General features: G+C 70.2%; 24 protein-coding genes and 1 pseudogene. 13 read left to right on the top strand and 12 right to left on the bottom strand.

Translation table 11 applies throughout. The annotated features are described in order from the left end of the window. Positions 1–351: 351 nt before the first annotated feature. The 7 genes and pseudogenes from ACFWWR_RS09640 (at position 352) to ACFWWR_RS09610 (ending at position 8,049) form a co-directional block, all read left to right on the top strand. On the top strand, positions 352–1,401 hold the full coding sequence (locus ACFWWR_RS09640) for a BMP family protein (RefSeq protein ID WP_383871475.1): 1,050 nt from the start codon (positions 352–354) through the stop codon (positions 1,399–1,401). A 211-nt stretch (positions 1,402–1,612) separates the two neighbouring features. Next, entirely contained in the window at positions 1,613–3,208 is a 1,596-nt protein-coding gene (locus ACFWWR_RS09635; protein ID WP_383871478.1) for an ABC transporter ATP-binding protein, read from the top strand. Continuing rightward, positions 3,208–4,335 (top strand): ABC transporter permease, encoded by a 1,128-nt coding sequence (locus ACFWWR_RS09630; protein WP_383871480.1) that lies wholly within the window; start codon positions 3,208–3,210, stop codon positions 4,333–4,335. The genes ACFWWR_RS09635 and ACFWWR_RS09630 overlap by 1 nt, the downstream gene beginning before the upstream one ends. Further along, positions 4,332–5,597, top strand: coding sequence for an ABC transporter permease (locus ACFWWR_RS09625; RefSeq protein WP_383871483.1), 1,266 nt, complete (start codon positions 4,332–4,334; stop codon positions 5,595–5,597). Before ACFWWR_RS09630 ends, ACFWWR_RS09625 begins: the two co-directional genes overlap by 4 nt. Continuing rightward, positions 5,594–5,986, top strand: coding sequence for a cytidine deaminase (locus ACFWWR_RS09620; RefSeq protein ID WP_383871485.1), 393 nt, complete (start codon positions 5,594–5,596; stop codon positions 5,984–5,986). The genes ACFWWR_RS09625 and ACFWWR_RS09620 overlap by 4 nt, the downstream gene beginning before the upstream one ends. Before the next feature lie 94 nt (positions 5,987–6,080). Then, positions 6,081–7,358, top strand: coding sequence for a thymidine phosphorylase (locus tag ACFWWR_RS09615; RefSeq protein WP_383871573.1), 1,278 nt, complete (start codon positions 6,081–6,083; stop codon positions 7,356–7,358). A 97-nt stretch (positions 7,359–7,455) separates the two neighbouring features. Beyond that, a pseudogene (locus tag ACFWWR_RS09610) lies at positions 7,456–8,049 on the top strand (Uma2 family endonuclease). Positions 8,050–8,055: 6 nt separating this feature from the next. Here the strand turns inward: ACFWWR_RS09610 and ACFWWR_RS09605 are convergent. Next, positions 8,056–8,976, bottom strand: coding sequence for an AEC family transporter (locus ACFWWR_RS09605; protein ID WP_383871490.1), 921 nt, complete (start codon positions 8,974–8,976; stop codon positions 8,056–8,058). Between the two features lie 141 nt (positions 8,977–9,117). Here ACFWWR_RS09605 and ACFWWR_RS09600 point away from each other — a divergent pair, with 141 nt between their 5' ends. Beyond that, positions 9,118–9,504: an STAS domain-containing protein gene (locus ACFWWR_RS09600; protein ID WP_384302684.1), complete on the top strand. Its 387-nt coding sequence runs from the start codon at positions 9,118–9,120 to the stop codon at positions 9,502–9,504. On the opposite strand, the gene ACFWWR_RS09595 is transcribed toward ACFWWR_RS09600, so the two are convergent. Together ACFWWR_RS09595 and ACFWWR_RS09590 are read right to left on the bottom strand one after the other, a co-directional pair. After that, a complete protein-coding gene (locus ACFWWR_RS09595; RefSeq protein WP_383871496.1) occupies positions 9,388–10,398 on the bottom strand; it encodes a sigma-70 family RNA polymerase sigma factor in 1,011 nt (336 codons plus the stop codon). The genes ACFWWR_RS09600 and ACFWWR_RS09595 overlap by 117 nt on opposite strands. Positions 10,399–10,617: 219 nt before the next feature. Further along, positions 10,618–11,895: an MFS transporter gene (locus ACFWWR_RS09590; protein ID WP_383871499.1), complete on the bottom strand. Its 1,278-nt coding sequence runs from the start codon at positions 11,893–11,895 to the stop codon at positions 10,618–10,620. 63 nt (positions 11,896–11,958) lie between these two features. Between ACFWWR_RS09590 and ACFWWR_RS09585 the strand changes: the two genes are divergently transcribed. Beyond that, the gene (locus ACFWWR_RS09585; RefSeq protein WP_383871501.1) at positions 11,959–12,912 is read left to right on the top strand and encodes a LysR family transcriptional regulator; all 954 of its coding nucleotides are present in this window, start codon (positions 11,959–11,961) and stop codon (positions 12,910–12,912) included. Positions 12,913–12,995: 83 nt separating this feature from the next. On the opposite strand, the gene ACFWWR_RS09580 is transcribed toward ACFWWR_RS09585, so the two are convergent. Further along, entirely contained in the window at positions 12,996–13,757 is a 762-nt protein-coding gene (locus ACFWWR_RS09580) for a prolyl oligopeptidase family serine peptidase (RefSeq protein WP_383871504.1), read from the bottom strand. Positions 13,758–13,870: 113 nt separating this feature from the next. On the opposite strand from ACFWWR_RS09580, the gene ACFWWR_RS09575 reads away from it, so the two are divergent. Further along, positions 13,871–14,995, top strand: coding sequence for an adenosine deaminase (locus ACFWWR_RS09575; RefSeq protein ID WP_383871507.1), 1,125 nt, complete (start codon positions 13,871–13,873; stop codon positions 14,993–14,995). Positions 14,996–15,170: 175 nt separating this feature from the next. Then, positions 15,171–15,518 (top strand): ATP-binding protein, encoded by a 348-nt coding sequence (locus tag ACFWWR_RS09570; protein ID WP_384302682.1) that lies wholly within the window; start codon positions 15,171–15,173, stop codon positions 15,516–15,518. Positions 15,519–15,597: 79 nt separating this feature from the next. Here ACFWWR_RS09570 and ACFWWR_RS09565 read toward each other — a convergent pair whose 3' ends face one another. The 5 genes from ACFWWR_RS09565 to afsQ1 all read right to left on the bottom strand — a co-directional run bounded on the left by ACFWWR_RS09565 (position 15,598) and on the right by afsQ1 (position 19,361). Then, positions 15,598–15,801 carry a PspC domain-containing protein gene (locus ACFWWR_RS09565; RefSeq protein ID WP_383871516.1) on the bottom strand — a complete coding sequence of 68 codons (204 nt, stop codon included), beginning with the start codon at positions 15,799–15,801 and terminating at the stop codon, positions 15,598–15,600. A gap of 93 nt (positions 15,802–15,894) precedes the next feature. Beyond that, on the bottom strand, positions 15,895–16,446 hold the full coding sequence (locus tag ACFWWR_RS09560) for a VanZ family protein (RefSeq protein WP_384302680.1): 552 nt from the start codon (positions 16,444–16,446) through the stop codon (positions 15,895–15,897). Between the two features lie 82 nt (positions 16,447–16,528). Then, positions 16,529–17,131 (bottom strand): hypothetical protein, encoded by a 603-nt coding sequence (locus ACFWWR_RS09555; RefSeq protein WP_383871522.1) that lies wholly within the window; start codon positions 17,129–17,131, stop codon positions 16,529–16,531. Continuing rightward, the gene (locus ACFWWR_RS09550; RefSeq protein ID WP_383871524.1) at positions 17,131–18,687 is read right to left on the bottom strand and encodes an ATP-binding protein; all 1,557 of its coding nucleotides are present in this window, start codon (positions 18,685–18,687) and stop codon (positions 17,131–17,133) included. Before ACFWWR_RS09550 ends, ACFWWR_RS09555 begins: the two co-directional genes overlap by 1 nt. Next, positions 18,684–19,361, bottom strand: coding sequence for a two-component system response regulator AfsQ1 (gene afsQ1 / locus ACFWWR_RS09545; RefSeq protein ID WP_383871526.1), 678 nt, complete (start codon positions 19,359–19,361; stop codon positions 18,684–18,686). The genes ACFWWR_RS09550 and afsQ1 overlap by 4 nt, the downstream gene beginning before the upstream one ends. Positions 19,362–19,615: 254 nt before the next feature. Here afsQ1 and ACFWWR_RS09540 point away from each other — a divergent pair, with 254 nt between their 5' ends. Further along, complete coding sequence (locus tag ACFWWR_RS09540; protein ID WP_383871529.1) at positions 19,616–20,359, top strand: SigE family RNA polymerase sigma factor; 744 nt, start codon at positions 19,616–19,618, stop codon at positions 20,357–20,359. Between the two features lie 186 nt (positions 20,360–20,545). Here ACFWWR_RS09540 and ACFWWR_RS09535 read toward each other — a convergent pair whose 3' ends face one another. Further along, positions 20,546–21,187 (bottom strand): uridine kinase, encoded by a 642-nt coding sequence (locus tag ACFWWR_RS09535; RefSeq protein WP_384302678.1) that lies wholly within the window; start codon positions 21,185–21,187, stop codon positions 20,546–20,548. A 128-nt stretch (positions 21,188–21,315) separates the two neighbouring features. On the opposite strand from ACFWWR_RS09535, the gene ACFWWR_RS09530 reads away from it, so the two are divergent. Continuing rightward, positions 21,316–21,720 carry a hypothetical protein gene (locus ACFWWR_RS09530; protein ID WP_383871535.1) on the top strand — a complete coding sequence of 135 codons (405 nt, stop codon included), beginning with the start codon at positions 21,316–21,318 and terminating at the stop codon, positions 21,718–21,720. A 66-nt stretch (positions 21,721–21,786) separates the two neighbouring features. Here the strand turns inward: ACFWWR_RS09530 and ACFWWR_RS09525 are convergent, their stop codons facing one another. Continuing rightward, positions 21,787–22,683: an aldehyde dehydrogenase family protein gene (locus ACFWWR_RS09525; protein WP_383871538.1), complete on the bottom strand. Its 897-nt coding sequence runs from the start codon at positions 22,681–22,683 to the stop codon at positions 21,787–21,789. Further along, a complete protein-coding gene (locus tag ACFWWR_RS09520; protein WP_383871541.1) occupies positions 22,676–24,112 on the bottom strand; it encodes an aldehyde dehydrogenase family protein in 1,437 nt (478 codons plus the stop codon). Before ACFWWR_RS09520 ends, ACFWWR_RS09525 begins: the two co-directional genes overlap by 8 nt. Positions 24,113–24,115: the final 3 nt, after the last annotated feature.

The following is a 24,115-nucleotide window of genomic DNA, read 5'->3' as shown; positions in this document are numbered from 1 at the left end:
ACGGGCGCGAACGCGGTCGAATCGGTATGAAGCGGGCGGGGACTCCTGAGTCCCCGCCCGCTTCGGCGTGTCGTGCGCGGGTCACTCACCGCCACCCTCCCTTTGCGGTCGGCAATCCTTTGAGTCAAGGGTGAGTTGTGTTGGGCACGGCCGGATAACAAGGTGGACAGAAGGGGTTTTCAGGCAGGTCTACGCGCGTTAATCTGCGGCGAAGCCAGCGCCGAAGCCGAACCGTCCCCGGCGCTGAGCGACCCCGGGGAAGTGCGAGCACGCCTCAGCGCCGCCCGCACCGAACGACGCGGGAACGCACCCGCGCTTCTCCGGACCCGCTACACGACAGGAGCACCACACATGCGCCGGATTTCCCGGATCACGGTCGCAGGCGCAGCGACCGCCTCTCTGGCCCTCGCCCTCTCCGCCTGCGGCGGCACCTCGACCTCGAGCTCGTCCTCGGACTCGAAGGGCGACAAGGGTCTGGCCATCGCGTACGACGTCGGCGGCAAGGGCGACCAGTCCTTCAACGACGCGGCGTACGCGGGCCTGGAAGAGGCGAAGAAGGAGTTCTCCTACGCGACGGCCGACCTCGAGCCCACCGAGGGCGAGACCGACACCGACAAGCAGCAGCGTCTGGAGTCGCTGGCCAAGCAGGGGTACGACCCGGTCATCGGCATCGGGTACGCGTACGCGCCGGCCGTCAAGGAGGCCGCGGCCAAGTTCCCGGACACCACCTTCGGCATCGTGGACGACTCCACGGTCCAGGCGGACAACGTGGCGGACCTGGTCTTCTCCGAGGAGGAGGCCTCCTACCTCGCCGGTGTCGCCGCGGCCAAGAGCACCAAGACGAACGTGGTCGGCTTCGTGGGCGGCGTGGACATCCCGCTGATCCACAAGTTCCAGGCGGGCTTCGAGCAGGGCGTCAAGGACACCGACTCCAAGGTCAAGGTCCTCTCGCAGTACCTGACGCAGACGGCCGAGGAGGGTGGCTTCTCCAGCCCGGACAAGGGCAAGACGGCCGCCGAGGGCCAGATCGAGAAGAAGGCCGACGTCGTCTACGCGGCCGCCGGTCTGTCCGGTCAGGGCGTGATCGAGGCCGCCGCCGCCAACAAGATCTGGGCGGTCGGCGTCGACTCCGACCAGTACAAGCAGGAAGCCCTCGCGAAGTACAAGGACTCCATCCTCACCTCGGCGATGAAGGACGTCGCCAAGGCGGTGTACAACCTCGCGAAGTCGGTCGAGGACGGCAAGCCCGAGACCGGTATCGTCAGGGGCGATCTGAAGACCGGCGAGGTCGGCCTGTCGAACTCCAACCCGAAGTTCGCGGACAACACCGAGCTGCAGGACGCCATCAAGACGGCCAAGGAGAAGATCATCAGCGGCGAGATCAAGGTCAAGAGCAGCTGACTGAGCAATACCCTGAGCAGCGTGTAACCGCGGGGTTACGTCCGCTCAACGGGGTACGGGGAGGCTGTCTCCTCGTACCCCGTTGTCACGGGCGCCGGGCCCCTTTTCGATGCCGTAGGGGCGCTACGCGCGTAGACGACCCCCGTCCCCAGGAGAGTGCGCCATCAACGCGTCCAGCAGCCCTCCGGCCGGAGCGGCGGTCAACGGTCAAGTGACCGCCGTCGAACTGGCCGGGATCACCAAGCGTTTCCCGGGCGTCGTGGCCAACCACGACATCCACCTCACCGTCCGCAAGGGCACCGTCCACGCCCTCGTCGGCGAGAACGGCGCCGGCAAGTCGACGCTGATGAAGATCCTCTACGGCATGCAGAAGCCGGACGAGGGCACCATCGCGATCGACGGTGAGCAGGTCACCTTCTCCTCCCCGGCCGACGCCATCGTCCGCGGCATCGGCATGGTCCACCAGCACTTCATGCTGGCCGACAACCTCACGGTGCTCGAGAACGTGGTGCTGGGCAGCGAGAAGCTCTACGGCATCGGCGCCAAGGCCCGCCGCAAGATCAAGGAGATCTCCGAGCGCTACGGCCTCGGCGTGCGCCCCGACGTCCTCGTCGAGGAACTCGGCGTCGCCGCCCGCCAGCGCGTGGAGATCCTCAAGGTCCTCTACCGAGGCGCCCGCACGCTGATCCTGGACGAGCCGACGGCCGTGCTCGTGCCGCAGGAGGTGGACGCGCTCTTCGACAACCTCCGCGAACTCAGGGCCGAGGGCCTGTCGGTCATCTTCATCTCCCACAAGCTGGGCGAGGTCCTCTCCGTCGCCGACGAGATCACCGTCATCCGCCGCGGCACGACCGTCGGCACCGCGGTCCCCGCCGAGACCACCCCGCGTCAGCTCGCCGAGATGATGGTGGGCAGCGAGCTGCCCACCCCCGAGACCGCCGAGTCCACGGTCACCGACCGCCCGGTCATCACCGTCGACAAGCTGCGCCTGGAGGCGTTCGGCGGCAAGGCCCTCCTCGACGACATCAGCTTCACCATCCACGCGGGCGAGATCCTGGGCATCGCCGGCGTCGAGGGCAACGGCCAGACCGAGCTGGTCGACGCGCTCATCGGCCTCAAGAGCGCCGACTCCGGCACGATCACACTGATCGACGAGGAGATGACCGGCTGGCCCACCCGCAAGCGCCGCGAGCAGGGCATCGGCTACATCCCCGAGGACCGCCACCGTCACGGCCTGCTCCTGGAGGCTCCCCTCTGGGAGAACCGCATCCTCGGCCACGTCACCGAGAAGCCCAACGCCAAGGGCGTCTGGCTGGACCCCAAAGGGGCCCAGGAGGACACCCGCCGGATCGTCGCCGACTACGACGTCCGCACCCCCGGAATCGACGTCACCGCCGCCTCCCTGTCCGGCGGCAACCAGCAGAAGCTGATCGTCGGCCGTGAGATGAGCAGCAAGCCGCGCTTCCTCATCGCCGCCCACCCCACCCGGGGTGTGGACGTCGGCGCGCAGGCCGCGATCTGGGACCACATCCGCGAGGCCCGCCGCGAGGGCCTGGCCGTCCTGCTGATCTCCGCCGACCTCGACGAGCTGATCGGCCTGTCCGACACCCTTCGCGTGATCTACAACGGCAAGCTGGTCGCCGACGCCGACCCGGCCACCATCACCCCGGAGGAGCTCGGCTCGGCCATGACCGGTGCCGTCACCGGGCACCTCGAACACGAAGAGACTCCCGAGACCCCGGCAGACACCCCCGAGACTCCCGAGATCCGCAAGTCTCCCGAGTCTCCGGAAGACGAGGCCCGCTGATGAAGAAGTTCGACAAGGAGCGCGTGCTCCTCGCGGTGGCCGGACCGGTCATCGCGCTCGCCGTGGCCTTCGTGCTGAGCGCGATCGTGCTGGTCGCCTCCGGCAAGAACCCGGTCGAGCCCTTCTCGATCATGTTCGAGCAGGCCTCGTTCTCCGACGTCCAGGTCCGCATCATCAACCAGGCGTCGATGTACTACATCGCGGCGCTCGCGGTGGCCATCGGCTTCCGGATGAATCTGTTCAACATCGGCGTCGACGGCCAGTACCAGCTCGCCGCGATGATGGCCGCGATCGTCGGCGCCCACGCGAACCTGCCGGCGGTCCTGCAGATCCCGCTGCTGCTCCTCACCGCGATCCTCACCGGCGCCTTCTGGTCCGGCATCGCGGGTGTCCTCAAGGTCACCCGCGGGGTCAGCGAGGTCGTCGCGACGATCATGCTCAACGCGATCGCGGTCTCCGTGATCGCCTACCTGTGGCTTCCGAACGTCTTCGGCGTCAAGGTCGGCAACAACAACACCACCGGCGAGATGCACGAGTCGGGCTGGGTGCCCGGCATCGACATGGGCGCGGCCGGCGAGATCTACGGCCTGGTGGTCCTCGCCGCTCTGCTCGGCGTCGGCTACTGGGTCGTCCTCAACCGCACCCGCTTCGGCTTCGACCTGCGCGCCTCCGGCGCCTCGGAGTCCGCGGCGGCGGCCAGCGGCGTCGACCCCAAGCGGATGGTCCTCACCGCGATGCTGCTCTCCGGCGGTCTCGCCGGTCTCGCGGGCCTGCCGATCCTGCTCGGCGACTCGCACACCTACAACCTCAACTTCCCCACCGGCATCGGCTTCCTGGGCATCGGCATCGCCCTGCTCGGCCGTAACAACCCCACCGGTATCGCCTTCGCCGCCCTGCTGTGGGCCTGGCTCGACAAGGCCTCGCCCGAGCTGGACTTCCACGACTACGACAAGGAGATCGCGGTCATCATGCAGGGCCTGATCGTGCTCTCGGTCGTCGTCTCGTACGAGGCCGTACGCGAGTGGGGTCTGCGCCGCCAGCAGCGCCGGGTCGGCGCCGAGCTGGCCGCCGGACACGTCCTCGGCGCCAACGACAACAACGCCAAGAAGGAGGTGGCCGGCCGATGACCACCGTGACCGACCTCAACCAGCCCACGCTGCAGCCCACGGCGCCGACAGGGCGCCGGATGTCGTGGCCCGTCCTGCTGCTGGTCATCGCCGGGGCCCTGGCGCTGACGTCGATCGTCCGCATCATCACCGGCGCCGACGGCATCACCAACGTCAGCCAGATGTCCACCGCGCTCCAGCTCGCCGTCCCGATCGGCCTCGCCGGCCTCGGCGGTCTGTGGGCCGAGCGCGCGGGCGTCGTCAACATCGGCCTCGAGGGCATGATGATCCTCGGCACCTGGTTCGGTGCCTGGGCCGGCTTCCAGTGGGGCCCGTGGACGGGTGTCCTGGTCGGCATCCTCGGCGGCGCGATCGGCGGCCTGCTGCACGCGATCGTCACCGTCTCCTTCAACGTCAACCACATCGTCTCCGGTGTGGCCATCAACATCCTCGCCCTCGGCGCCACCCGCTACCTCGCCCCCCTCGCCTTCGAGGGCCACACGGGCGGTTCGGCCAAGCAGTCCCCGCCGGTGGACTCCCTCGGCAACTTCACGGTGCCCGGCCTGTCGGACGCGCTGATCGACCTGAACGCCAAGGGCTGGTTCTTCGTCTCGGACGTCGCCGGTCTGCTCGGCGGTCTGATCACCAACGTGTCCTGGCTGACCCTGATCGCCGTCGCCCTGATCCCCGGCACCTGGTGGATCCTGTGGCGCACCGCGTTCGGTCTGCGGCTGCGGTCCTGCGGCGAGAACCCGGTCGCGGCCGAGTCGCTCGGCGTGAACGTCTACAAGTACAAGTACCTGGCCGTGATCATCTCCGGCGGTCTGGCCGGCCTCGGCGGTGCCTTCCTCTCCATCGTCGCCAACCCCTTCTACCTGGAGGGCCAGACCAGCGGCCGCGGTTACATCGGCCTCGCCGCGATGATCTTCGGCAACTGGATGCCGGGCGGACTCGCCATCGGCGCCGGCCTGTTCGGCTACACCGACAGCCTCAACCTGCGCGGCGGCTCCGACAACGTCCACGCGCTGCTGCTGCTCGGCGCGCTGCTGCTGATCATCGGCTCCATCTGGCTGGCGTTCCGGAAGAAGTACACCCCCTCCGCGATCACCCTGCTCATCGGCGGCCTGGTGCTCACCTGGTACCTGGGCACCAACGAGGTCCCGAACCAGGTCGTCTCCGCCACGCCGTACGTCATCACGCTCGTCGTCCTCGCCCTGTCGGCCCAGCGCCTCAGGATGCCGAAGGCGGACGGCATGCCGTACCGGAAGGGACAGGGCAAGTGACCGACGTCGACTGGGACGAGCTGCGGGCGGTGGCCCGGGACGCCATGTCACGGGCGTACGCCCCGTACTCCGGCTACCCGGTCGGCGTGGCGGCCCTGGTCGACGACGGCCGTACGGTCTCCGGCTGCAACGTCGAGAACGCCTCGTACGGCCTCGGCCTGTGCGCCGAGTGCGGACTCGTCTCGGAGCTGCACAACACCGGCGGCGGTCGCCTCACGCACTTCACCTGCGTCGACGGCCACGGCGAGATCCTCGTCCCGTGCGGCCGCTGCCGGCAGCTGCTGTACGAGTTCGGCGGCCCCGACCTGCTGCTGGAGACCCCGGCGGGCATCCTGCCGCTGTCGCAGATGCTGCCGCAGGCCTTCGGGCCGGGGCATCTCACCAGGTAACTCCCCGTGCGGCCCCCGCGAGTTGCCGGCTTCGGCCACTCGGGGGGCCGCGCAGTTTCTGAATGCTTTTCGGAAGGAAGGCCAAGCCATGGCCATGGACGCCATCTCCGTCATCCGCACCAAGCGGGAGCGCGGTGAGCTCAGCGACCAGCAGATCGACTGGGTCATCGACGCGTACACCCGCGGGGAGGTCGCCGACGAGCAGATGTCCGCGCTCGCGATGGCCATCCTGCTCAACGGCATGAACCGCCGCGAGATAGCCCGCTGGACGGCCGCCATGATCGCCTCGGGCGAGCGCATGGACTTCTCCTCCCTGTCCCGGCCGACGGCGGACAAGCACTCGACGGGCGGCGTCGGCGACAAGATCACCCTGCCGCTCGCCCCGCTGGTCGCGGCCTGCGGCGCTGCGGTCCCGCAGCTGTCAGGCCGCGGCCTCGGCCACACCGGCGGCACCCTGGACAAGCTGGAGTCGATCCCCGGCTGGCGGGCGCTGCTCTCCAACGAGGAGATGCTGTCCGTCCTGGACGGCACCGGCGCGGTGATCTGCGCGGCCGGCGACGGCCTGGCCCCGGCGGACAAGAAGCTGTACGCCCTGCGTGACGTGACCGGCACGGTGGAGGCGATCCCGCTGATCGCCTCCTCGATCATGTCGAAGAAGATCGCCGAGGGCACCGGATCCCTGGTCCTGGACGTGAAGGTGGGCACCGGCGCCTTCATGAAGACCATCGAGGACGCGCGCGAACTCGCCTCCACGATGGTGGGCCTGGGCACGGACCACGGCGTGAAGACGGTCGCGCTGCTCACGGACATGTCCACGCCCCTGGGCCTGACGGCGGGCAACGCGCTGGAGGTCCGGGAGTCGGTGGAGGTCCTGGCGGGCGGAGGCCCGGCGGACGTCGTCGAACTGACCATCGCCCTGGCCCGCGAGATGCTCGACGCGGCCGGCGTGAAGGACGCGGACCCGGCGAAGGCCCTTGCCGACGGCTCGGCCATGGACGTCTGGCGCCGCATGATCGCGGCCCAGGGCGGCGACCCGGACGCGGAGCTGCCGGTGGCGCGCGAGCAGCACGTGATCAAGGCCCCGTCCTCGGGCGTCCTGACCCGCCTCGACGCCTACGACATCGGCGTCGCCGCCTGGCGCCTGGGCGCCGGCCGCGCCCGCAAGGAGGACCCGGTGCAGGCGGGCGCGGGCGTGGAGATGCACGCCAAGCCCGGCGACACCGTGACGGAGGGCCAGCCCCTGCTGACCCTGCACACGGACACGCCCGAGCGCTTCGAGTACGCGCTCCAGGCGGTGGACGGTTCATACGACGTCGGGGCGGCGGGGACGACGTTCTCGGCGTCGCCGGTGGTGCTGGAACGTATCGCTTGACCTGGACTTTCCTCGTTCGGGTGAACGGGACCGGTGGACCCCCGCCGGTCCCGTTCGGCATCCTGGGATCGGTGACGCACCGATTGGAGACACCGCCATGAGCGCACTCACCGTCGACCACTCGACGGCCAGCGGCCACGAGTGGGAAGAACTCGTCCGGATCTGGCAGGAGACGGACGCACCCGAGGGCTGCAAGGTGGAGATCATCGAGGGGATCGTCACCGTGGCACCACCGTCGCCCAACGCGCACAACGACATCGCGGACCTCGTGCAGCGTAGCCTGTACGAGGTGATCCCGAAAGACTGGGGCATCTACCAGACGTTGGGCACAGCCGTGCCGTCCCGCATTGGGCTGTAGATTCCGGACCTTGCTGTGGCGCCGAGGCAGGTGCTGCGCGCTGAGAAGGGCTGTTACATCCCCGCTGACGCGGCGGAACTTGTCGTCGAGATCACCTCCAAGTCCTACGCGAGCAACGACCGGATCAAGAAGGCGGCGGGGTACGCACAGGCAGGCGTTCCTCTCTACCTCCTCATCGACAATTGGGCCCCCGGAGGCCCAACGATCACGCTGTACGGCGAAGCTCACGGTGATATCTATCGCGTCCTGCGGGCGGGCAAGTTCGGTGCCTCCATCCCCTTGCCGAAGCCCTTCGACCTCGACCTCGACACCAGCGACTTTCCCCATAGTTGATGCCGGTCACCCCAACAACGCCGCCACCGCCACCAACACCGGCACCGACAGCACCGTCGACACCAGGATCGAGTCCCGCGCCAGTCGCTCGCCCACCCGGTAACTGGACGCGTAGGTGAAGAGGTTCTGCGCGGCCGGAAGGGCCGAGGTCACCACCACGTCGAGCAGCGCGGCACCGCGCAGCCCGAACACGCCCACCGCCAGCGCCCAGGCCACCACCGGCTGCCCCACCGTCTTCAGCACCACCGACAGCAGCACGAGGTGGCGGTCCGGGCCCCGGCCCGGCATCGTGCTGCCGCACAGGGAGATGCCGAAGGCGAGCAGGACCGCGGGGACGGACATGTTGCCGATCAGGGTGACCGGATCCATGACGGCTGCCGGGATCCGTATCCTGCTCGCCGACACCAGGACGCCGGCCAGCGAACCCACCGCGATCGGATTGCGCAACGGCGTGAGCATCCGCTGCCACAGCGGCCGTCGCCCGCCCCTGCCCGACAGGTCCAGGACCGTCAGCGCGACCGGCGTCAGGAGGAGGAGCTGGAACAGCAGGACCGGTGCCACCAGGGAGGCGTCGCCGAGCACGTACACGGCGATCGGGATGCCGAGGTTGCCCGAGTTGACGTAGCCGGAGCACAGGGCGCCGATCGTCGTACGGCCGACGCCCCAGCCGCGTACGGCACCCACCGCGACGAAGACGCCCGCTACGGCCGCCGTGCTCAGCGCGGTCACGACCAGGCGGCTGGAGAAGATCAGCGACAGGTCCGTGCGGGCCAGCGTGGTGAACAGCAGGGCCGGTGTGGCCACGTGGAACGCGAGCTTGGTCAGGACATCACGGCCGTGTTCGCCGAGGTGACCGCCCCGCCCGATCGCATAGCCGACGCCGATGACGACGGCGATGACCGCGAAGCCGGTCAGCACCCCCTGCACGGAGCCTGCTCGGAGGTGAGGAAGGCGTGCGGTCTCCGGGGCGGCGCCGATATGTGGGGCATACAGGCAACCCTCCGGGGAAGGAGGGCGGCGGGTCAATGTGATCCCGATCGGCGGACAGCGGGGAAGTCGCCGGCCGCGATGAGTTACGCCCGCCCCGCCGGTCTACCGCTCGTGGACGCCATGACACCCGCAGTACTCGTGCTGACCGGCCCCGTCACCAGGGACGAGGTGACCGGGCTGTGCGACGAGGTACGGTCGCTGCTGGAGGCCAGTGGTGCCAAGGCCGTGGTGTGCGACGTCGGAGGGCTCGGGCCGCCGGGGCTCGGCACCGTCGACCTGCTGGCGCGGCTGGAGCTCGCCGCCCGGCGGGCCGGGGGCCGGATCAGGCTGCGGGACCCCGACCCCGGGCTACACGCCCTCCTCGACCTGGTCGGCCTCCGCTTCGAGACGGAGGGGCAGCCCGAACAGCGGGAACCAGCGCTGCGTGTCGAGGAAGCAGTGGAACCCGGTGATCCGGCCCTCTGAGATCTCGAGGACCTGAACCGCCCACGGGGTGAAGCCACCCTTCTCCGGGTCCGGCTTGTACTGGGCGAATCCCGGCAGGCCGTTGACCTGGACCGGAACCAGACGCGAGCCCGCGCAGGGGGCGCCGAGCGTCGTCATGAAGCCGGTGATGTCCGACGGGCCGGTCAGCCACAGGTCGAACGGCGGCATCGTCATGACGGCGTCCTCGTGCAACAGGGCCGTCAGAGCCGTCATGTCATAGCCCTCGAACGCCGCCACATAGCGGTCCAGGAGCTTTTGCTGCTCGTCGTCCAGCGGGTCGGACAGGGCCGCGTCCGCGCCGCGCTGCTCCCGCTCGGCGAGCGTCGCCCGGGCCCGCTGCAGTGCGCTGTTGACCGAGGCGACGGAGGTGTCGAGCAGCTCGGCGACCTCGCTCGCCTTCCACGCCAGCACCTCGCGCAGGATCAGCACCGCGCGCTGCTTGGCCGGGAGCTGCTGGAGAGCGGCCATGAAGGCGAGCCGGACGGACTCCTTGGCGATGGCCGCCTCCGCCGGGTCTTCGGTCGTCGGCAGAACGCGTGCGTCCGGCATCGGCTCCAGCCAGGTGTTGTCCGGGCGGGGGGACAGGGCGGCCTGGGCGAGGGGGGTGGACTCGGTGAGATCCATCGGCCTCGCGCGCTTGTTGCCGGCCGTCAGCATGTCCAGGCACACGTTCGTCGCGATGCGGTACAACCAGGAACGGAGGCTGGAGCGGCCCTCGAACTTCTCGTAGCTCCGCCAGGCCCGGACCATCGTGTCCTGCACGGCGTCCTCGGCCTCGAAGGAGGAGCCGAGCATGCGATAGCAGTACCCCGTCAGCTCGGTCCGGTGTTTCTCGAGCCTGACGTCAAGATCCGTCGTCACCGTGTCACTCATGGTCCACCCACCCCTGTGGCGTTCCTGTCGCGCGCCTTTGCGCCCAGCACTTCGGAAGCTACCGCAGGGGACTGACAATGGCCTGGCGAGTGAGGAAAGGCGCAGGTGAGGCCCCGGGTCACTTCTCGTCCGACCGAGTCGGGTGGTGGGTGGGCGAAGCCGGGGTCCAGGGGGCGGAGCCCCTGGTACGGCGGGGCGGAGCCCCTGGTACGGCCCCGGTCAGTGAACCGGCACCGGCTCCCGCCGCGCAGCGACCCGCGCCGCCCGCGACCCGAACACCGTGATCGTCACGACGCCGAGCACCGCCAGCAGACCGACGCCCACCGTCCCGGCCCAGCCGCCCGCGTGGAAGGCGACCGCACCGACCGTACTGCCCGCGCTGGAGCCGACGTAGTAGGACGACTGGTAGAGGGCCGAGGCCTGTGCCCGCCCCTTCGTCGCAGTCTTGCTGACCGCCGACGACGCGACCGCGTGCCCCGCGAAGAAGCCCGCCGTGATCAGCACCAGGCCCAGCAGGACCAGCGGAAGGACGTCGGCCAGGGACAGCACCAGACCCGTGGTCGTCGTACCGCCCGCCGCGTACAGCGCGCCCCGGCGGCCGAGGCGCCCGACCAGCCGCCCGGCCGTGGACGCCGACACCGTGCCCACCAGGTAGACCAGGAAGATCGACCCGATGATGCCCTGGGGCAGACCGAAGGGCGCCGCGGTCAGCCGGTACCCGATCACCGTGTAGACGCCGCCGAACACCGTCATGAACAGCGCGCCGATCGCGTACAGCCGACGCAGCAGCGGGTCGGACAGGTGATCACGAACGGTACGGGCCAGCACCCGCGGCCGCAGGGAGCCGGGCACGAAGTTCTTCGGCGCCGGCAGCAGCAGCCGGAAGGCCACCGCGCAGCCGACCGCGATCACGCCGATCACGCCGACCGCGACCCGCCAGCCCCACTCCTGCGCGACCCAGCCGGTGATGACCCGGCCGCTCATCCCGCCGACGCTGTTGCCCGCGACGAACAGGCCGATCGCGGTGACCAGCGCCTTGGGCGTGACCTCCTCCGCGAGGTAGGCCGTCGCCGAGGCCGGGAGGCCTGCCAGCGCCGCGCCCTGCACCGCCCGCAGCACGACCAGCGCGGTCAGCGAGGGCGCGAAGGGGACCAGGAGGCCGACGGTCACCGCGACCGCCAGCGAGGCCGTCATCACCGTACGACGGCCGAACCGTTCCGACAGAGCGCTCATCGGCAGGACGAACAGCGCCAGTCCGCCGGTCGCGGCCGCCACCGTCCAGCTCGCCTCGCTCGCCGCCACCCCGAAGTCGCCGGAGATCAGCGGCAGCAGGGCCTGGGTGGAGTAGAGGAGGGCGAAGGTCGCGACACCGGCGAGGAAGAGGGCGAAACTCATCCGGCGGTAACCGGGGCCGCCCGGGGCGACACGGGAATCGGCGACAGGGACGGAGGGTGCGGCGCCCACGATGGTGGACGCCCCGGTACTGGCGGGAGACATGCCTCGAAACTACGTACGCTCTTGGTCATCCGTCCAATGCATGGAATCGGCATAATCGTTCCCATGGAGCATCAGCAGAGGTCACAGCCGCGCCTGTCACCGTCCAGTGACACAGAAGACATGGTGATGTTGCTGGCCCCGCGCCTCGCGTACTTCGCCGGCGTCGCCCGCACCGAGCACGTCACCCGCGCCGCCCAGGAGATGCAGGTCCCGCAGTCCACCCTGTCGCGGGCCATGGTCCGGCTCGAACAGGATTTGGGCGTCGACCTGTTCGCCCGCCGCGGCCGCACGGTCTCGCTCACCCCCGCCGGACGCACCTTCCTCGGCTCCGTCGAGCGTGCCCTCGCCGAGATCGAGCGCGCCGCCGACGAGGTCCGCGCCGACGCCGACCCGGCCACCGGCAAGGTCGCCTTCGGCTTCCTGCACACCATGGGCGCCGAGACCGTGCCGGGCCTGCTGCAGGCCTTCCGCGCCGACCATCCCCGCGTCCGCTTCAGCCTCGTCCAGAACTACGGCGAGGCGATGATCGAGCGGCTGCGCGCGGGCGAGCTGGACCTGTGCCTCACGTCTCCCGTCCCGGACGCCCCCGACCTCGTCGCCCGCCGCCTCGACGAGCAGAAGCTCCGCCTGGTCGTCCCGGCCGACCACTCCCTCGCCGGCCGTCGGCGCATCCGCCTCGCCGAGGCGGCCGACGAAACCTTCGTCACCCTCGAACCCGGCTACGGCCTGCGCCGCATCACCGACGACCTCTGCCAGGAGGCCGGCTTCAAGCCCCGGGTCGCCTTCGAGGGCGAGGAGGCGGAAACGCTACGGGGCCTGGTGGCAGCCGGTCTCGGGGTGGCCCTGCTGCCACCGCCCGTCTTCCCCCGGCCGGGCGTGGTGGAACTGACGGTCACCGCCCCGAGGGCAGCAAGAGAAATCGGCGTGGCCTGGCTCGACGGCCACCCGGACACGCCCCCGGTCGCAGCCTTCAAGAAATTCCTGCTCTCGAAGCGAGGCAGCCTGCTGCCGACCTGAGGAGCGCGAGGCTGCGTCGATATGCGCTCCGCCGCGTGGGCGCGACCAGCCCCCGCGAACCCGCACACCCCCCGAACCGAGCCTCAACGGCGAAGAGACCGCCCGAAGCCGGAGGCGAGCGGCATCCGCAACCCCAACGGCGGCGGCGCCGCCAACGCATCCCGGACCGGTCGCGACAGCGCCCGCCCGAACAGCATCCCCATCACGAAGTCCTCGGTCAGGGCGTGGACTTCGTCCCGGTGCTGATGCAACCCGTGTCCGTCGGAGTGCACTTCGAAGCGGCACACGTCCCGGTTGGCCTTCTTCGCCCGTGCCGCCAGCCGGAACGACAGCTCCGGATCCGTACGTTCGTCGTTCGTGCCGTGCACGATCAGCACCCGGCGTCCCACGAGCTGCTTCACCGGTTCGGGTGGAGCGGCCATGTCCTCCTCGGGCAGCCAAGGGGCGAGCGCCACCACGGAGTTGACGGCCTCGTGCCCGCTCGCGTGCAGTGCCGCGCGCCCGCCCATGTCGACGCCGACGAGGCAGACGGAGACGTCGCCGTAGCGCCGTACGATCTCCTCGATCGCCCAGGACGTGTCGCGCGCCGGATGGGCCTCGCTGCCGTTCCAGCCGCGATAGCGGTAGTGGACGACATGCGTGACCAGGCCGTCGTCGCGGCCCGTACGTGCCAGTCGACGGCCCAACGCGCGTACGGACGCGGTCGCCAACAGGGGAGACGGTCTGCGGCCGGAGACCTCGTCGCCGCCGGGGAGCAGCAGTACCACCCCGCTCACCGCCGTCGGCTCCGGTCCCAGTGCCCGCCCGAGCCGGGCCGTGCGAACCGGCGTCGCTTGCTGTGCCATGACAGAACAGTGTCAGAAGCGCGGGTGTACGCCACTAGTACGTGCGGTCACCGTTACGTATCGACGATTTCGTACAAGGCGCCATCTACGCGCGTAGGCGTTAGAGTGCGGAAATGACGAGCCAGACTGCCCCGAAGGGAACCACCCCGAGCTCGGACCAGATCCGCCGGGCGCCCAAGGTTCTGCTGCACGACCACCTCGACGGCGGGCTGCGCCCCGGCACGATCGTCGACCTCGCCCGGGAGGCCGGGTACTCCCACCTCCCCGAGACCGACCCTGACAAGCTCGGCATCTGGTTCCGGGAAGCCGCCGACTCCGGTTCCCTGGAGCGCTATTTGGAGACCTTCTCGCACACCGTCGGCGTGATGCAGACCCGGGACGCGCTCGTCCGGGTCGCCGCCGAGTGTGCCGAGGACCTCGCCGAGGACGGGGTCGTGTACGCGGAGGTGCGGTACGCCCCCGAGCAGCACCTCGCCGCCGGCCTGAGCCTCGAAGAGGTCGTCGAGGCCGTCAACGAGGGCTTCCGGGAAGGCGAACGCCGCGCCCGTGCGAACGGCCACCGCATCCGCGTCGGCGCCCTGCTCACCGCCATGCGGCACGCGGCCCGTGCCCTGGAGATCGCCGAGCTCGCCAACCGGTACCGCGACCTGGGCGTGGTCGGCTTCGACATCGCCGGCGCCGAGGCCGGGTTCCCGCCCACCCGGCACCTCGACGCGTTCGAGTACCTCAAGCGCGAGAACAACCACTTCACCATCCACGCCGGCGAGGCCTTCGGGCTGCCGTCCATCTGGCAGGCCCTGCAGTGGTGCGGCGCCGACCGGCTCGGCCACGGCGTGCGCATCATCGACGACATCCAGGTCCTCGAGGACGGCTCGGTGCAGCTCGGGCGGCTCGCCTCCTACGTGCGGGACAAGCGGATCCCACTGGAGCTGTGCCCCAGCTCCAACCTCCAGACCGGGGCCGCGGCCTCGTACGCCGAGCACCCCATCGGGCTGCTGCGCCGGCTGCACTTCCGGGCGACGGTGAACACGGACAACCGCCTGATGTCCGGCACCAGCATGAGCCGGGAATTCGAGCACCTTGTCGAGGCGTTCGGTTACACACTCGAAGACATGCAGTGGTTCTCCGTCAATGCGATGAAATCAGCGTTCATTCCTTTCGATGAACGACTCGCGATGATCAATGACGTGGTGAAGCCCGGATATGCCGAGCTGAAGTCCGAATGGTTGTTCCAGTAAACCGCCTCCACCAGCGGTTCTGTGGGTGCGCAGGGCTGATCCGGGGAAATCCGGAAACCCGGAATGCGGGCGGACTTTCACCGTCCGTCCGCATTTCGATGTTTGCGGCGAATGGCTTGGCGTGTTTACGGTCGTGGGCCGCTCACATCCTCATCCCATTCAAGGACGCGTTTTCATGAAGCAGTCTGCTGCCAAGACCCTCGGTGTCGCCGCTCTCGGTGCCGCCTTCGCCGCCGCCGGTGCGGGCGCGGCGAACGCCGCCCCCGCAGTCCCGGACGCCACCCAGGCGCTGGGCGGCGTCACCCAGACGCTGCCGGCGGAGAGCGTCACCAAGTCGCTGCCGGGAGCCGGTGAGGCGCTCTCCCAGGCGCAGCCGGCGCTCAGCACGAGCAAGGCCCCCGCGCGGAAGGTGCGCGCCGACGGCTCGACCGCACCGGTCACCGGTCTGCTCGGCGGCCTGCCGGTCGCCGGCAAGGGACTGCCCACGAAGGGCCTCCCGGTGAACGGGATCCCGCTCGGCTGATCCGCACCGCCTCCGAACGCGCCGGTGGGGCGCACCCTTGGACACGGGGTGCGCCCCACCGGCGTACGTGCGTACGCGATCACCAGGCCGTGCGCGCGGCCTTGTCCTCCGACGGGAACAGGATCCACAGCGCGATGTAGAGCAGGAACTGCGGGCCGGGCAGCAGGCACGAGACCAGGAAGATCACGCGCATCGTGGTGGCGGAGGTGCCGAAGCGCTGCGCCAGCGCGGCACACACTCCGCCGATCATGCGGCCGTTGGTGGGGCGGGCGAGGCGGGACATGTCGGCTCCTTCGTGAGCGTCTGTCGGAGGCGGCCCCGGTGGCCGCCCCATCTGACATCCACGGTACGGAGACGAAGAGGGCAAAGCATCGCTCTACGGTGCGATCCCGACCCTGGGAATCGTCGGGGTCCGACCCTGAGGAGCGTCCTCCTGGCGGACGGCGTGGCGATGTACGCGCTCGGTCCTGCGGCGGAGCCACGCACGGGCCGCGGGCACGAGCGCCGCGTGGGTGAGGGCCACGCCCGCCGTGTTCAGGAGCAGCGAGTCGATGTCGACGACCTGGCCGGGCACCGCGGTCTGGAGCAGTTCGATGCCCAGCGAGATCAGGGCGCCGGCGGCCATCGTCCGGAGCAGGGAGGCGAGCGGGGAGACCGTGAGCCGGCCGTGCGCCATCGGGAGCAGGACGCCCAGCGGGGCCAGCAGCGCGAGCCCCTCGGCGATGCGCCGGGCGCCCTCCTGCCAGCCGAGCGCCGCATCCGCCCGGATGCCGGCCAGCGGACGCAGGTTGGGCGGCATCACCCAGGGGACGTCCAGCGGGCGCAGCGTGAACCAGGCGACGAACACGAGGTGTGCGACGAGGAGGACACCTCCCGCCACACGGATGCGAATCGCGGCACTGCCGCCGATGGAGCCTTGACGCTGCACGCCCCCCTAGACGCGGCCTCCGGCACGATCGGTTCCGGGACACCCAGAGGTACGTGCATGAGGCTTGCGCCACACCCGTACGTCAGCCGCCCGTCACCTCGCCCGACGGCGGCTCCTTGCTGCCCGGGCGGGAGCGGACCTCGTCGGTGCACTCGTAGCGGCGCAGAGGCCCGCTGTCGGGGCCGCCGAGGATGACGGAGCCGTCGCCCTCCGCGGCCGCCGAGTCGGAGAAGGTGCAGACAAGCTGGGCCAGGGAGTAGGAGGTCAGGTCGCCGGGCGGGGTGCTCAGGCGCAGGGCGTCCCCCGGATCCTTGGGGCGCGGTCCGCTCACCGTCATGCCGCCGCGCACGTCGGTGGTGTACCCGGCCTCCTTCTCCGCGGCCGACGGCGTCGCGGCGAGCTCGTCCAGCAGCCCCTGAGCGACCAGCACCCGCCGCCCGGAGTCGGCCGTACCGTCCGGCACGCGCACGGTCCGGTCGACGGCCACCAGTGACGAACCGCACAGCAGGAACACCTGCACCGGCAGCCCGCGCGAGGCCTGCGTGGAGACGTCCGGCTCGGACAGGGAGCAGCGCACCCGGGAGGGCGCCGGGCCGAAGTCGGTCGGCACCTCGGTGGCCCGGATGCCGCATCCGGCGAGCAGCAGGGCGAGCGCGGGGAGCGCCAGCAGACGTCGTACGTTCATCAGGCGTCCTCCGGGCCCTTCTCACCTTCGTCGGCCTCCTCCGTGAGCGGGTACGAGTCCCGCGGCAGCCGCAGCGTGAACACCGCGCCGCCCTCGGCGGAGTTGGCGGCCGTGATCTCGCCGCCGTGGATGTGGGCGTTCTCCAGGGCGATGGACAGGCCCAGGCCGCTGCCCTCGGAGCGCGGCCGGGAGGCGCTGGCTTTGTAGAACCGGTCGAAGACGTGTGGAAGGACGTCCTCGGGGATGCCCGGCCCGTGGTCCCGCACCTCGATGACGACCTCCTCGTCGGCCGCCCGCACTGCGACCCGCACCGGCGACCCGCCGTGCTTGAGCGCGTTGCCGACGAGGTTCGCCAGGATCACGTCCAGGCGGCGCGGGTCGAGACGGGCGTGGATGCCGCGCTCGGCGTCCAGCTCCACCGCGTCCAGCCAGGCCCGCGCGTCGATGCAGGCGGTGATCTGGTCGACGACGTCCACGTCGTCGACGACCAGCCGCGCGGTACCGGCGTCGAAGCGGGTGACCTCCATGAGGTTCTCGACGAGGTCGTTGAGCCGCCGCGTCTCGCTGACCACGAGCCGTACCGCCGGATCGACCATGGGATCGATGCCGCCCGACTCCAGCTCCTCCTCCAGCACCTCCGTGACGGCGGTGATGGCGGTCAGCGGCGTCCGCAGCTCGTGCGACATGTCCGCCACGAACCGCCGGGACGCGTCCTCCCGCGCGGCCATGTCGTCCACCCGTTTCTCCAGCGCCGCGGCCGCGTTGTTGAACGTCCGCGAAAGATCGGCCAGTTCGTCGGTTCCCGACACCCGCAACCGGGTGTCCAGCTTGCCCTCGCCGAGCCGGCGCGCGGCGACCCCGAGCCGCTGCACCGGCTTCAGTACGGTCGTGGCGGCGGCCTGCGCGAGCAGCGCGGAGCCGATCAGCGCCAGACCGGTGGCGATCCCGAGCGACCAGGCAAGGGAGTTGAGGTCCTTGGCCTCCGGCTCCAGCGACTTGAGCATGTAGCCGGTCGGCCCGCCGCCGATCACCTTCGTACCGGCCACCAGATAGGGGGTGCCGTCACTGACTATCCGCTGCCAGTACAGGTGGTACGCGTACTTGTTGGTCGAGTTGACCTTCTGCTCCCTGTTCACCGCCTCGCGCAGGGAGGCGGGCACGTCCTGGAGCGAGAAGCCGTTCAGCGCGCCGGAGTTGCCGTACACCGTCGTGCCGCTCTCGTCCTGGGCGACCAGCAGCACGCTGAAGCGCTGGCTGCTGTTCGCCATCTGCCCCGCGGTGTGCTGCAGTTCGTCCTGGGTGGGGGTCTGGGGCAGCGAGCCCGCGCGGTTCAGCATCTCCTGCTCGAAGTCGCGCAGCACCGCGTCCTGGGTACGCGTGAGCACCGCCTCCCGGTTGAGCCAGTAGGCGATGCCGGACGCGGACACGGCGGCGGTCAGCGCCACCAGACCGAACACGACGACCAGCCGCAGGCGCAGGCTGGTGAACCGCAGCCGTGTCCAGGTTCCCTTGCGAGCCGCGGCCCAGCCGCGGGTCCCCCCTTGTGCTTCGGTCACTGAGGAGTGTCCAGCCGATATCCCACGCCACGCACGGTACGGATCAGCGTCGGGGACGAGGGCACGTCCTCGACCTTGGCGCGCAGCCGCTGCACACAGGCGTCCACCAGCCGCGAGTCGCCGAGGTAGTCGTGCTCCCACACCAGGCGCAGCAACTGCTGCCGCGACAGGGCCTGCCCGGGCCGCCGGCTCAGTTCGAGCAGCAGCCTGAGCTCGGTCGGGGTGAGCTGGAGGTCCTCGCCGTTCTTGGTCACGGTCATGGCCGCGCGGTCGATGACCAGCGAACCGAACGTGGCCGCGTCGTTCGCCTCCCGCTCGCCGCGCCGCAGCACGGCCCGGATCCGGGCGTCGAGGACGCGCCCCTGCACAGGCTTGACGACATAGTCGTCGGCACCGGACTCCAGTCCGACCACCACGTCGATGTCGTCACTGCGCGCGGTCAGCAGAATGATCGGCAACTGGTCCGTGCGCCGGATGCGACGGCACACCTCGAATCCGTCGATGCCGGGCAGCATCACGTCCAGCACGATCAGATCGGGCCGCTGCTCACGCAGCAGCTGCAGGCCGTCCTCGCCGGTGGCAGCGGTGGCAACCCGGTGTCCCTGGCGCGTCAGGGACAGCTCCAGGGCCGTACGGATGGCGTCGTCGTCCTCGATCAGCAACAGGGAAGGCACGGGGGTCATTCTGACCCATGGGGGGCCGGGGCTGCGACACCTGATTTTCTCCGGCCTGAACCTGTATTTCCACGCGCCGGTAGCGCTCTTGTCTGTGGGGGGACTGTGCCACGCCCGGGAGCGGCATCCGAGGGGGGCCCTGTGACAGGTCTGTGACAGTCGGCGGACAAGGCCATGAAGTGGTCCGGGCAAGCTTCTCGGCACAGGCAAGGAAGCAAGGCGAAACACCGGAAGTCCACGACGGGGGGCGCGAGATGAACACGCTGCACGGCAACAGCACGAGCGCAGTGATCACGCGTCTGCACGACGTGAACGGGGGCCGGGGTTCCGAGAAGTCCGGTGCCGTGAGCGGGCGGGGGTGCGCTCGCGGCACCGGGCGTCAGCACACCGGGTACATGACGGTGGTTGACGGCTTCACGGGGGAAGCACACGGGGGAAGCGCGTACAGGGAGGACACGGGGGAGCGTCGTTCGCTGTCGGAGGCGGAGTTCACCGCCTACGTCCAGGAGCGCCGCGCCTCCCTGTACGCAACCGCCTATCACCTCACCGGCGACCGCTTCGAGGCCGAGGACCTGCTGCAGAGCGCGCTGTTCTCGACGTACCGGGCGTGGGACCGGATCAGTGACAAGGCCGCGGTCGGGGGCTACCTCCGCCGCACCATGACCAACCTGCACATCAGCGCGTGGCGCCGCCGCAAGCTGAACGAGTACCCGACCGAGGAACTGCCGGAGACGCCCGGCGACACGGACGCGATGCGCGGCACGGAACTGCGCGCGGTCCTGTGGCAGGCGCTCGCCCGGCTGCCGGAACTCCAGCGCACCATGCTGGTCCTTCGCTACTACGAGGGCCGCACGGACCCGGAGATCGCCGAGATCCTCGACATCAGTGTCGGCACGGTGAAGTCCAGCATCTGGCGGTCGCTCCGCCGGCTGCGTGAGGACGAGGTCCTCAGCTTCGGCCGTGACGAGGAAAGCGCCTTCGGGGAGCTCGTCGCCTGAAGGTCGGGGGGGAAGCAAGTAACGGGGGAGTAGTAACCGGGGAGGGGCCGCGGGGGTCACGGGGGACCAACGCGGGTCATGGGGGCCTTGGGGGGAAAGCACGGGGGAGCACCAAGGGAGCGGGACTGGAGGGCCGGGGGGTCCGTCCAGTCCCGTTTTCGCGTGTACGGCGGTCGAGGGACGCGATCAGCCCTGCGAGGCCGAGGTCGCGGCCGGGCGGCGGCCCGCCGCGGCCGCGGCCAGGCGGCCCAGGGCCTCGTCCTTGTCGCAGGCGTGGGCGCCGAGAGCCGTCTGACGGGCGACGATGGAGCGTTCGGAGCGCATCAGGCGCCAGCCGCGGCGGAGGAGGAAGGGCACGGACTTACGGCCCTCCCGCAGGTCGCGCAGGAAGCGGCGGCGGAACGTCCGGAGCGGGCCGCGGCTCAGGCACAGGGCGTCGGCGAGGACGCCGAGTTCCCGGCAGCGGGTGACGATCTCGGCGGCGAAGATGCCCTCCGCGATGAACAGCGGAGTGCGGCCCACCTCGACCGACTCCTCGCCGGTGCGGGCGCTCAGCGAGATGTCGTAGACGGGGATCTTTGTTCGGCCCGTGCGGCACAGATCCACGATCGAGGCGATCGCCGTGTCCGCGTCCCACGAGTCCGGGTGGTCCCAGTCGATGTCGGAGCTCCCCACCACCAGCGGCAGCGTCGGGTCGTCGCCCTCCTTGTAGAAGTCGTCGAGCCGCAGGACCGGCAGGCCGGAGCGGGCGGCGAGGAGGGACTTGCCGGAGCCGGAGGGGCCGCAGAGCAGCACGACTCGGGTCGGTATGGAGGGATGGGAGCTCACGGGACACCAGTGTGAGGCATCCGACGGCCCCCCTACGAGCCCGCGGGTCCGCTTTGAAGTGCGCGTCACACGTCAACTACCCTTCGTGTCGACCTCATTACCCTGTGCTGTAGAAGGTGGCAGAAACGATGGCCCGACACGTATCCCCCCACACCCCCACCGCCCGGCGCGCCCTGGTCGCCCTCGCGACCGCAGGTGTGGCCCTGGGAGCAGGCGCGGCGACGGCCTCCGCTGCCACCGGGCCGGTCGCCGACGTGACGCGCTCCCGCCCCGCCTCGCTGGGCAACGTCGACCCGCAGGCCGGCCTGCAGGCCCTGACCGGCAGCGTCGGACATGCCACCGGTCCGGTCGCCGGCCTCAAGCCCAACCCGCTCGCGGGCTCCGGCGTCGACCCCACCGACAACGGCGTCGGCACCCAGCTGGCCGACTTCAAGCCGGTGAACTCACAGGCGCTGACCAGGCCGGTCGCGCAGGCGCAGTCCATCGGCAGCATGCCGGTGGTCGGGCAGGCGGGGCTGCCGGCCAACGGCTGAGCGCGGCAGAGAGCCGCGTCTCCCCCGGACGGAGGGGAGGCGCGGCTCTCCGGTCTTCGGCGGCTGTCAGTACGCGGAGCCGGACGCGCCCAGCGAACCCGTCGGGTGCCAGACCGTCTTCGTCTCCAGGAACGCCGTCATGCGGTCGATGCCGGGCGTCCGCGAATAATCCACAGGCTGTGGACGGAGAACGCGCTTCAGGTTGTCCGCCGCCGCGATCTCCAGTTCCTTCGCCAGTTCGTCGTCGGCGCCGGTCAGATCGATCGCGTTGACGTCCTGGTGCGCCGCGAGGGGCGCCGCGATCTCCGCCGTACGGCCGGAGAGGACGTTGACGACCCCGCCGGGCAGGTCGGAGGTGGCGAGGACCTCGCCCAGGGACAGGGCCGGGAGCGGGGACTTCTCGCTCGCGATCACGATCGCGGTGTTGCCGGTCGCGATCACCGGGGCGAGGACCGAGACCAGGCCCAGGAAGGACGACTCCTGAGGGGCGAGGACCGCGACCACGCCCGTCGGCTCGGGGGACGACAGGTTGAAGTACGGGCCCGCCACCGGGTTGGCTCCGCCGACCACCTGGGCGATCTTGTCGGTCCAGCCGGCGTACCAGACCCAGCGGTCGATCGTCGCCTCCACCTGCTCGGCGGCCTTCGACTTCGACAGGCCCTCGGCGTCGGCGACCTCGTGGACGAACTGTCCCCTGCGGCCCTCCAGCATCTCCGCGACGCGGTAGAGGATCTGGCCGCGGTTGTACGCGGTGGCCCCGGACCAGGCGCCGAACGCCTTACGGGCGGCCACGACCGCGTCACGGGCGTCCTTGCGGGAGGAGAGCGGCGCGTTGGCCAGCCACTTGCCCTTCGAGTCAGTCACCTCGTACACCCGGCCGCTCTCGGAACGCGGAAACTTCCCGCCGACGTACAACTTGTAGGTCTTGAACACGCTCAGGCGTTCGTTGCTGCGGTCAGACATCGAGGTACGCCTCCAGGCCGTGGCGACCGCCCTCGCGGCCGAAGCCCGACTCCTTGTAACCGCCGAACGGCGAGGTCGGGTCGAACTTGTTGAACGTGTTGGACCAGACGACGCCCGCGCGGAGCTTGTTCGCCACCGCCAGGATGCGGGAGCCCTTCTCCGTCCAGATGCCCGCCGACAGGCCGTACTGGCTGTTGTTGGCCTTGGCGACGGCCTCGTCCGGGGTGCGGAAGCTGAGGACGGACAGCACCGGGCCGAAGATCTCGTCGCGGGCGATGGTGTGCGCCTGGGTGACGTTCGTGAAGAGCGTCGGGGCGAACCAGTAGCCGGAGGAGGGCAGTTCGCAGGCCGGAGACCAGCGCTCGGCGCCCTCCGCCTCGCCCTGCTCGGTGAGGGTGGTGATCCGGGCCAGCTGCTCGGCGGAGTTGATCGCGCCGATGTCCGTGTTCTTGTCCAGCGGGTCGCCGAGGCGGAGGGTGGAGAGCCTGCGCTTGAGGGAGTCCAGCAGCTCGTCCTGGATCGACTCCTGGACCAGCAGCCGGGAGCCGGCGCAGCAGACCTGGCCCTGGTTGAAGAAGATGCCGCTCACGATGCCCTCGACGGCCTGGTCGATCGGGGCGTCGTCGAAGACGATGTTGGCGCCCTTGCCGCCGAGTTCGAGGGTGACCTTCTTCTTCGTGCCCGCCACCTGGCGGGCGATGGCCTTGCCGACCGCCGTGGAGCCGGTGAAGGCCACCTTGTTCACGTCGGGGTGCTCGACGAGGGCCGCGCCCGTCTCGCCGTAGCCCGGGAGGATGTTGACGACACCCCTGGGGAGGCCGGCCTGGCGGCAGATGTCCGCGAAGAACAGCGCGCTGAGCGGAGTCGTCTCGGCCGGCTTCAGGACGACCGTGTTGCCGGTCGCCAGCGCCGGGGCGATCTTCCACGCCAGCATCAGGAGCGGGAAGTTCCAGGGGATGACCTGGCCGGCCACGCCGAGCGGGCGCGGGTTCGCGCCGAAGCCCGCGTGGTCGAGCTTGTCGGCCCAGCCCGCGTAGTAGAAGAAGTGCGCGGCGACCAGGGGAAGGTCGGCGTCGCGGGTCTCCTTGATCGGCTTGCCGTTGTCCAGCGTCTCCAGGACGGCCAGTTCGCGGCTGCGTTCCTGGATGATGCGGGCGATGCGGAACAGGTACTTCGCGCGCTCGGAACCCGGCAGCGCCGACCACTTCCCGAAGGCCTTGCGGGCGGCCCGCACCGCGCGGTCGACGTCCTCGGAGCCCGCCTGGGCGATCTCGGAGAGGACCTCCTCGGTCGACGGGGAGACGGTCTTGAAGACCTTGCCGTCGGCGGCCTCGGTGAACTCGCCGTCGATGAACAGGCCGTAGGAGGGCGCGATGTCGACGACGGAGCGGGACTCCGGTGCGGGTGCGTACTCGAATGCGGATGCCATGGT

It is taken from the genome of Streptomyces sp. NPDC058678 (assembly GCF_042714835.1).
In the GTDB taxonomy this organism is placed as follows: Bacteria; Actinomycetota; Actinomycetes; order Streptomycetales; family Streptomycetaceae; genus Streptomyces.
Note: the sequence above shows the minus strand (reverse complement) of the source record. Positions and strands in the feature narration are given on the sequence as shown.

Bases quoted from the DNA above. Each gene is read 5' to 3' on its own strand.
- ACFWWR_RS09640 (WP_383871475.1), top strand. From the start codon at position 352: ATGCGCCGGATTTCCCGGATCACGGTCGCAGGCGCAGCGACCGCCTCT.
- ACFWWR_RS09630 (WP_383871480.1), top strand. From the start codon at position 3,208: ATGAAGAAGTTCGACAAGGAGCGCGTGCTCCTCGCGGTGGCCGGACCG.
- ACFWWR_RS09625 (WP_383871483.1), top strand. From the start codon at position 4,332: ATGACCACCGTGACCGACCTCAACCAGCCCACGCTGCAGCCCACGGCG.
- ACFWWR_RS09615 (WP_383871573.1), top strand. From the start codon at position 6,081: ATGGACGCCATCTCCGTCATCCGCACCAAGCGGGAGCGCGGTGAGCTC.
- ACFWWR_RS09600 (WP_384302684.1), top strand. From the start codon at position 9,118: ATGAGTTACGCCCGCCCCGCCGGTCTACCGCTCGTGGACGCCATGACA.
- ACFWWR_RS09595 (WP_383871496.1), bottom strand. From the start codon at position 10,398: ATGAGTGACACGGTGACGACGGATCTTGACGTCAGGCTCGAGAAACAC.
- ACFWWR_RS09590 (WP_383871499.1), bottom strand. From the start codon at position 11,895: ATGTCTCCCGCCAGTACCGGGGCGTCCACCATCGTGGGCGCCGCACCC.
- ACFWWR_RS09585 (WP_383871501.1), top strand. From the start codon at position 11,959: ATGGAGCATCAGCAGAGGTCACAGCCGCGCCTGTCACCGTCCAGTGAC.
- ACFWWR_RS09580 (WP_383871504.1), bottom strand. From the start codon at position 13,757: ATGGCACAGCAAGCGACGCCGGTTCGCACGGCCCGGCTCGGGCGGGCA.
- ACFWWR_RS09575 (WP_383871507.1), top strand. From the start codon at position 13,871: ATGACGAGCCAGACTGCCCCGAAGGGAACCACCCCGAGCTCGGACCAG.
- ACFWWR_RS09570 (WP_384302682.1), top strand. From the start codon at position 15,171: ATGAAGCAGTCTGCTGCCAAGACCCTCGGTGTCGCCGCTCTCGGTGCC.
- ACFWWR_RS09565 (WP_383871516.1), bottom strand. From the start codon at position 15,801: ATGTCCCGCCTCGCCCGCCCCACCAACGGCCGCATGATCGGCGGAGTG.
- ACFWWR_RS09555 (WP_383871522.1), bottom strand. From the start codon at position 17,131: ATGAACGTACGACGTCTGCTGGCGCTCCCCGCGCTCGCCCTGCTGCTC.
- ACFWWR_RS09540 (WP_383871529.1), top strand. From the start codon at position 19,616: ATGAACACGCTGCACGGCAACAGCACGAGCGCAGTGATCACGCGTCTG.
- ACFWWR_RS09530 (WP_383871535.1), top strand. From the start codon at position 21,316: ATGGCCCGACACGTATCCCCCCACACCCCCACCGCCCGGCGCGCCCTG.
- ACFWWR_RS09525 (WP_383871538.1), bottom strand. From the start codon at position 22,683: ATGTCTGACCGCAGCAACGAACGCCTGAGCGTGTTCAAGACCTACAAG.
- ACFWWR_RS09520 (WP_383871541.1), bottom strand. From the start codon at position 24,112: ATGGCATCCGCATTCGAGTACGCACCCGCACCGGAGTCCCGCTCCGTC.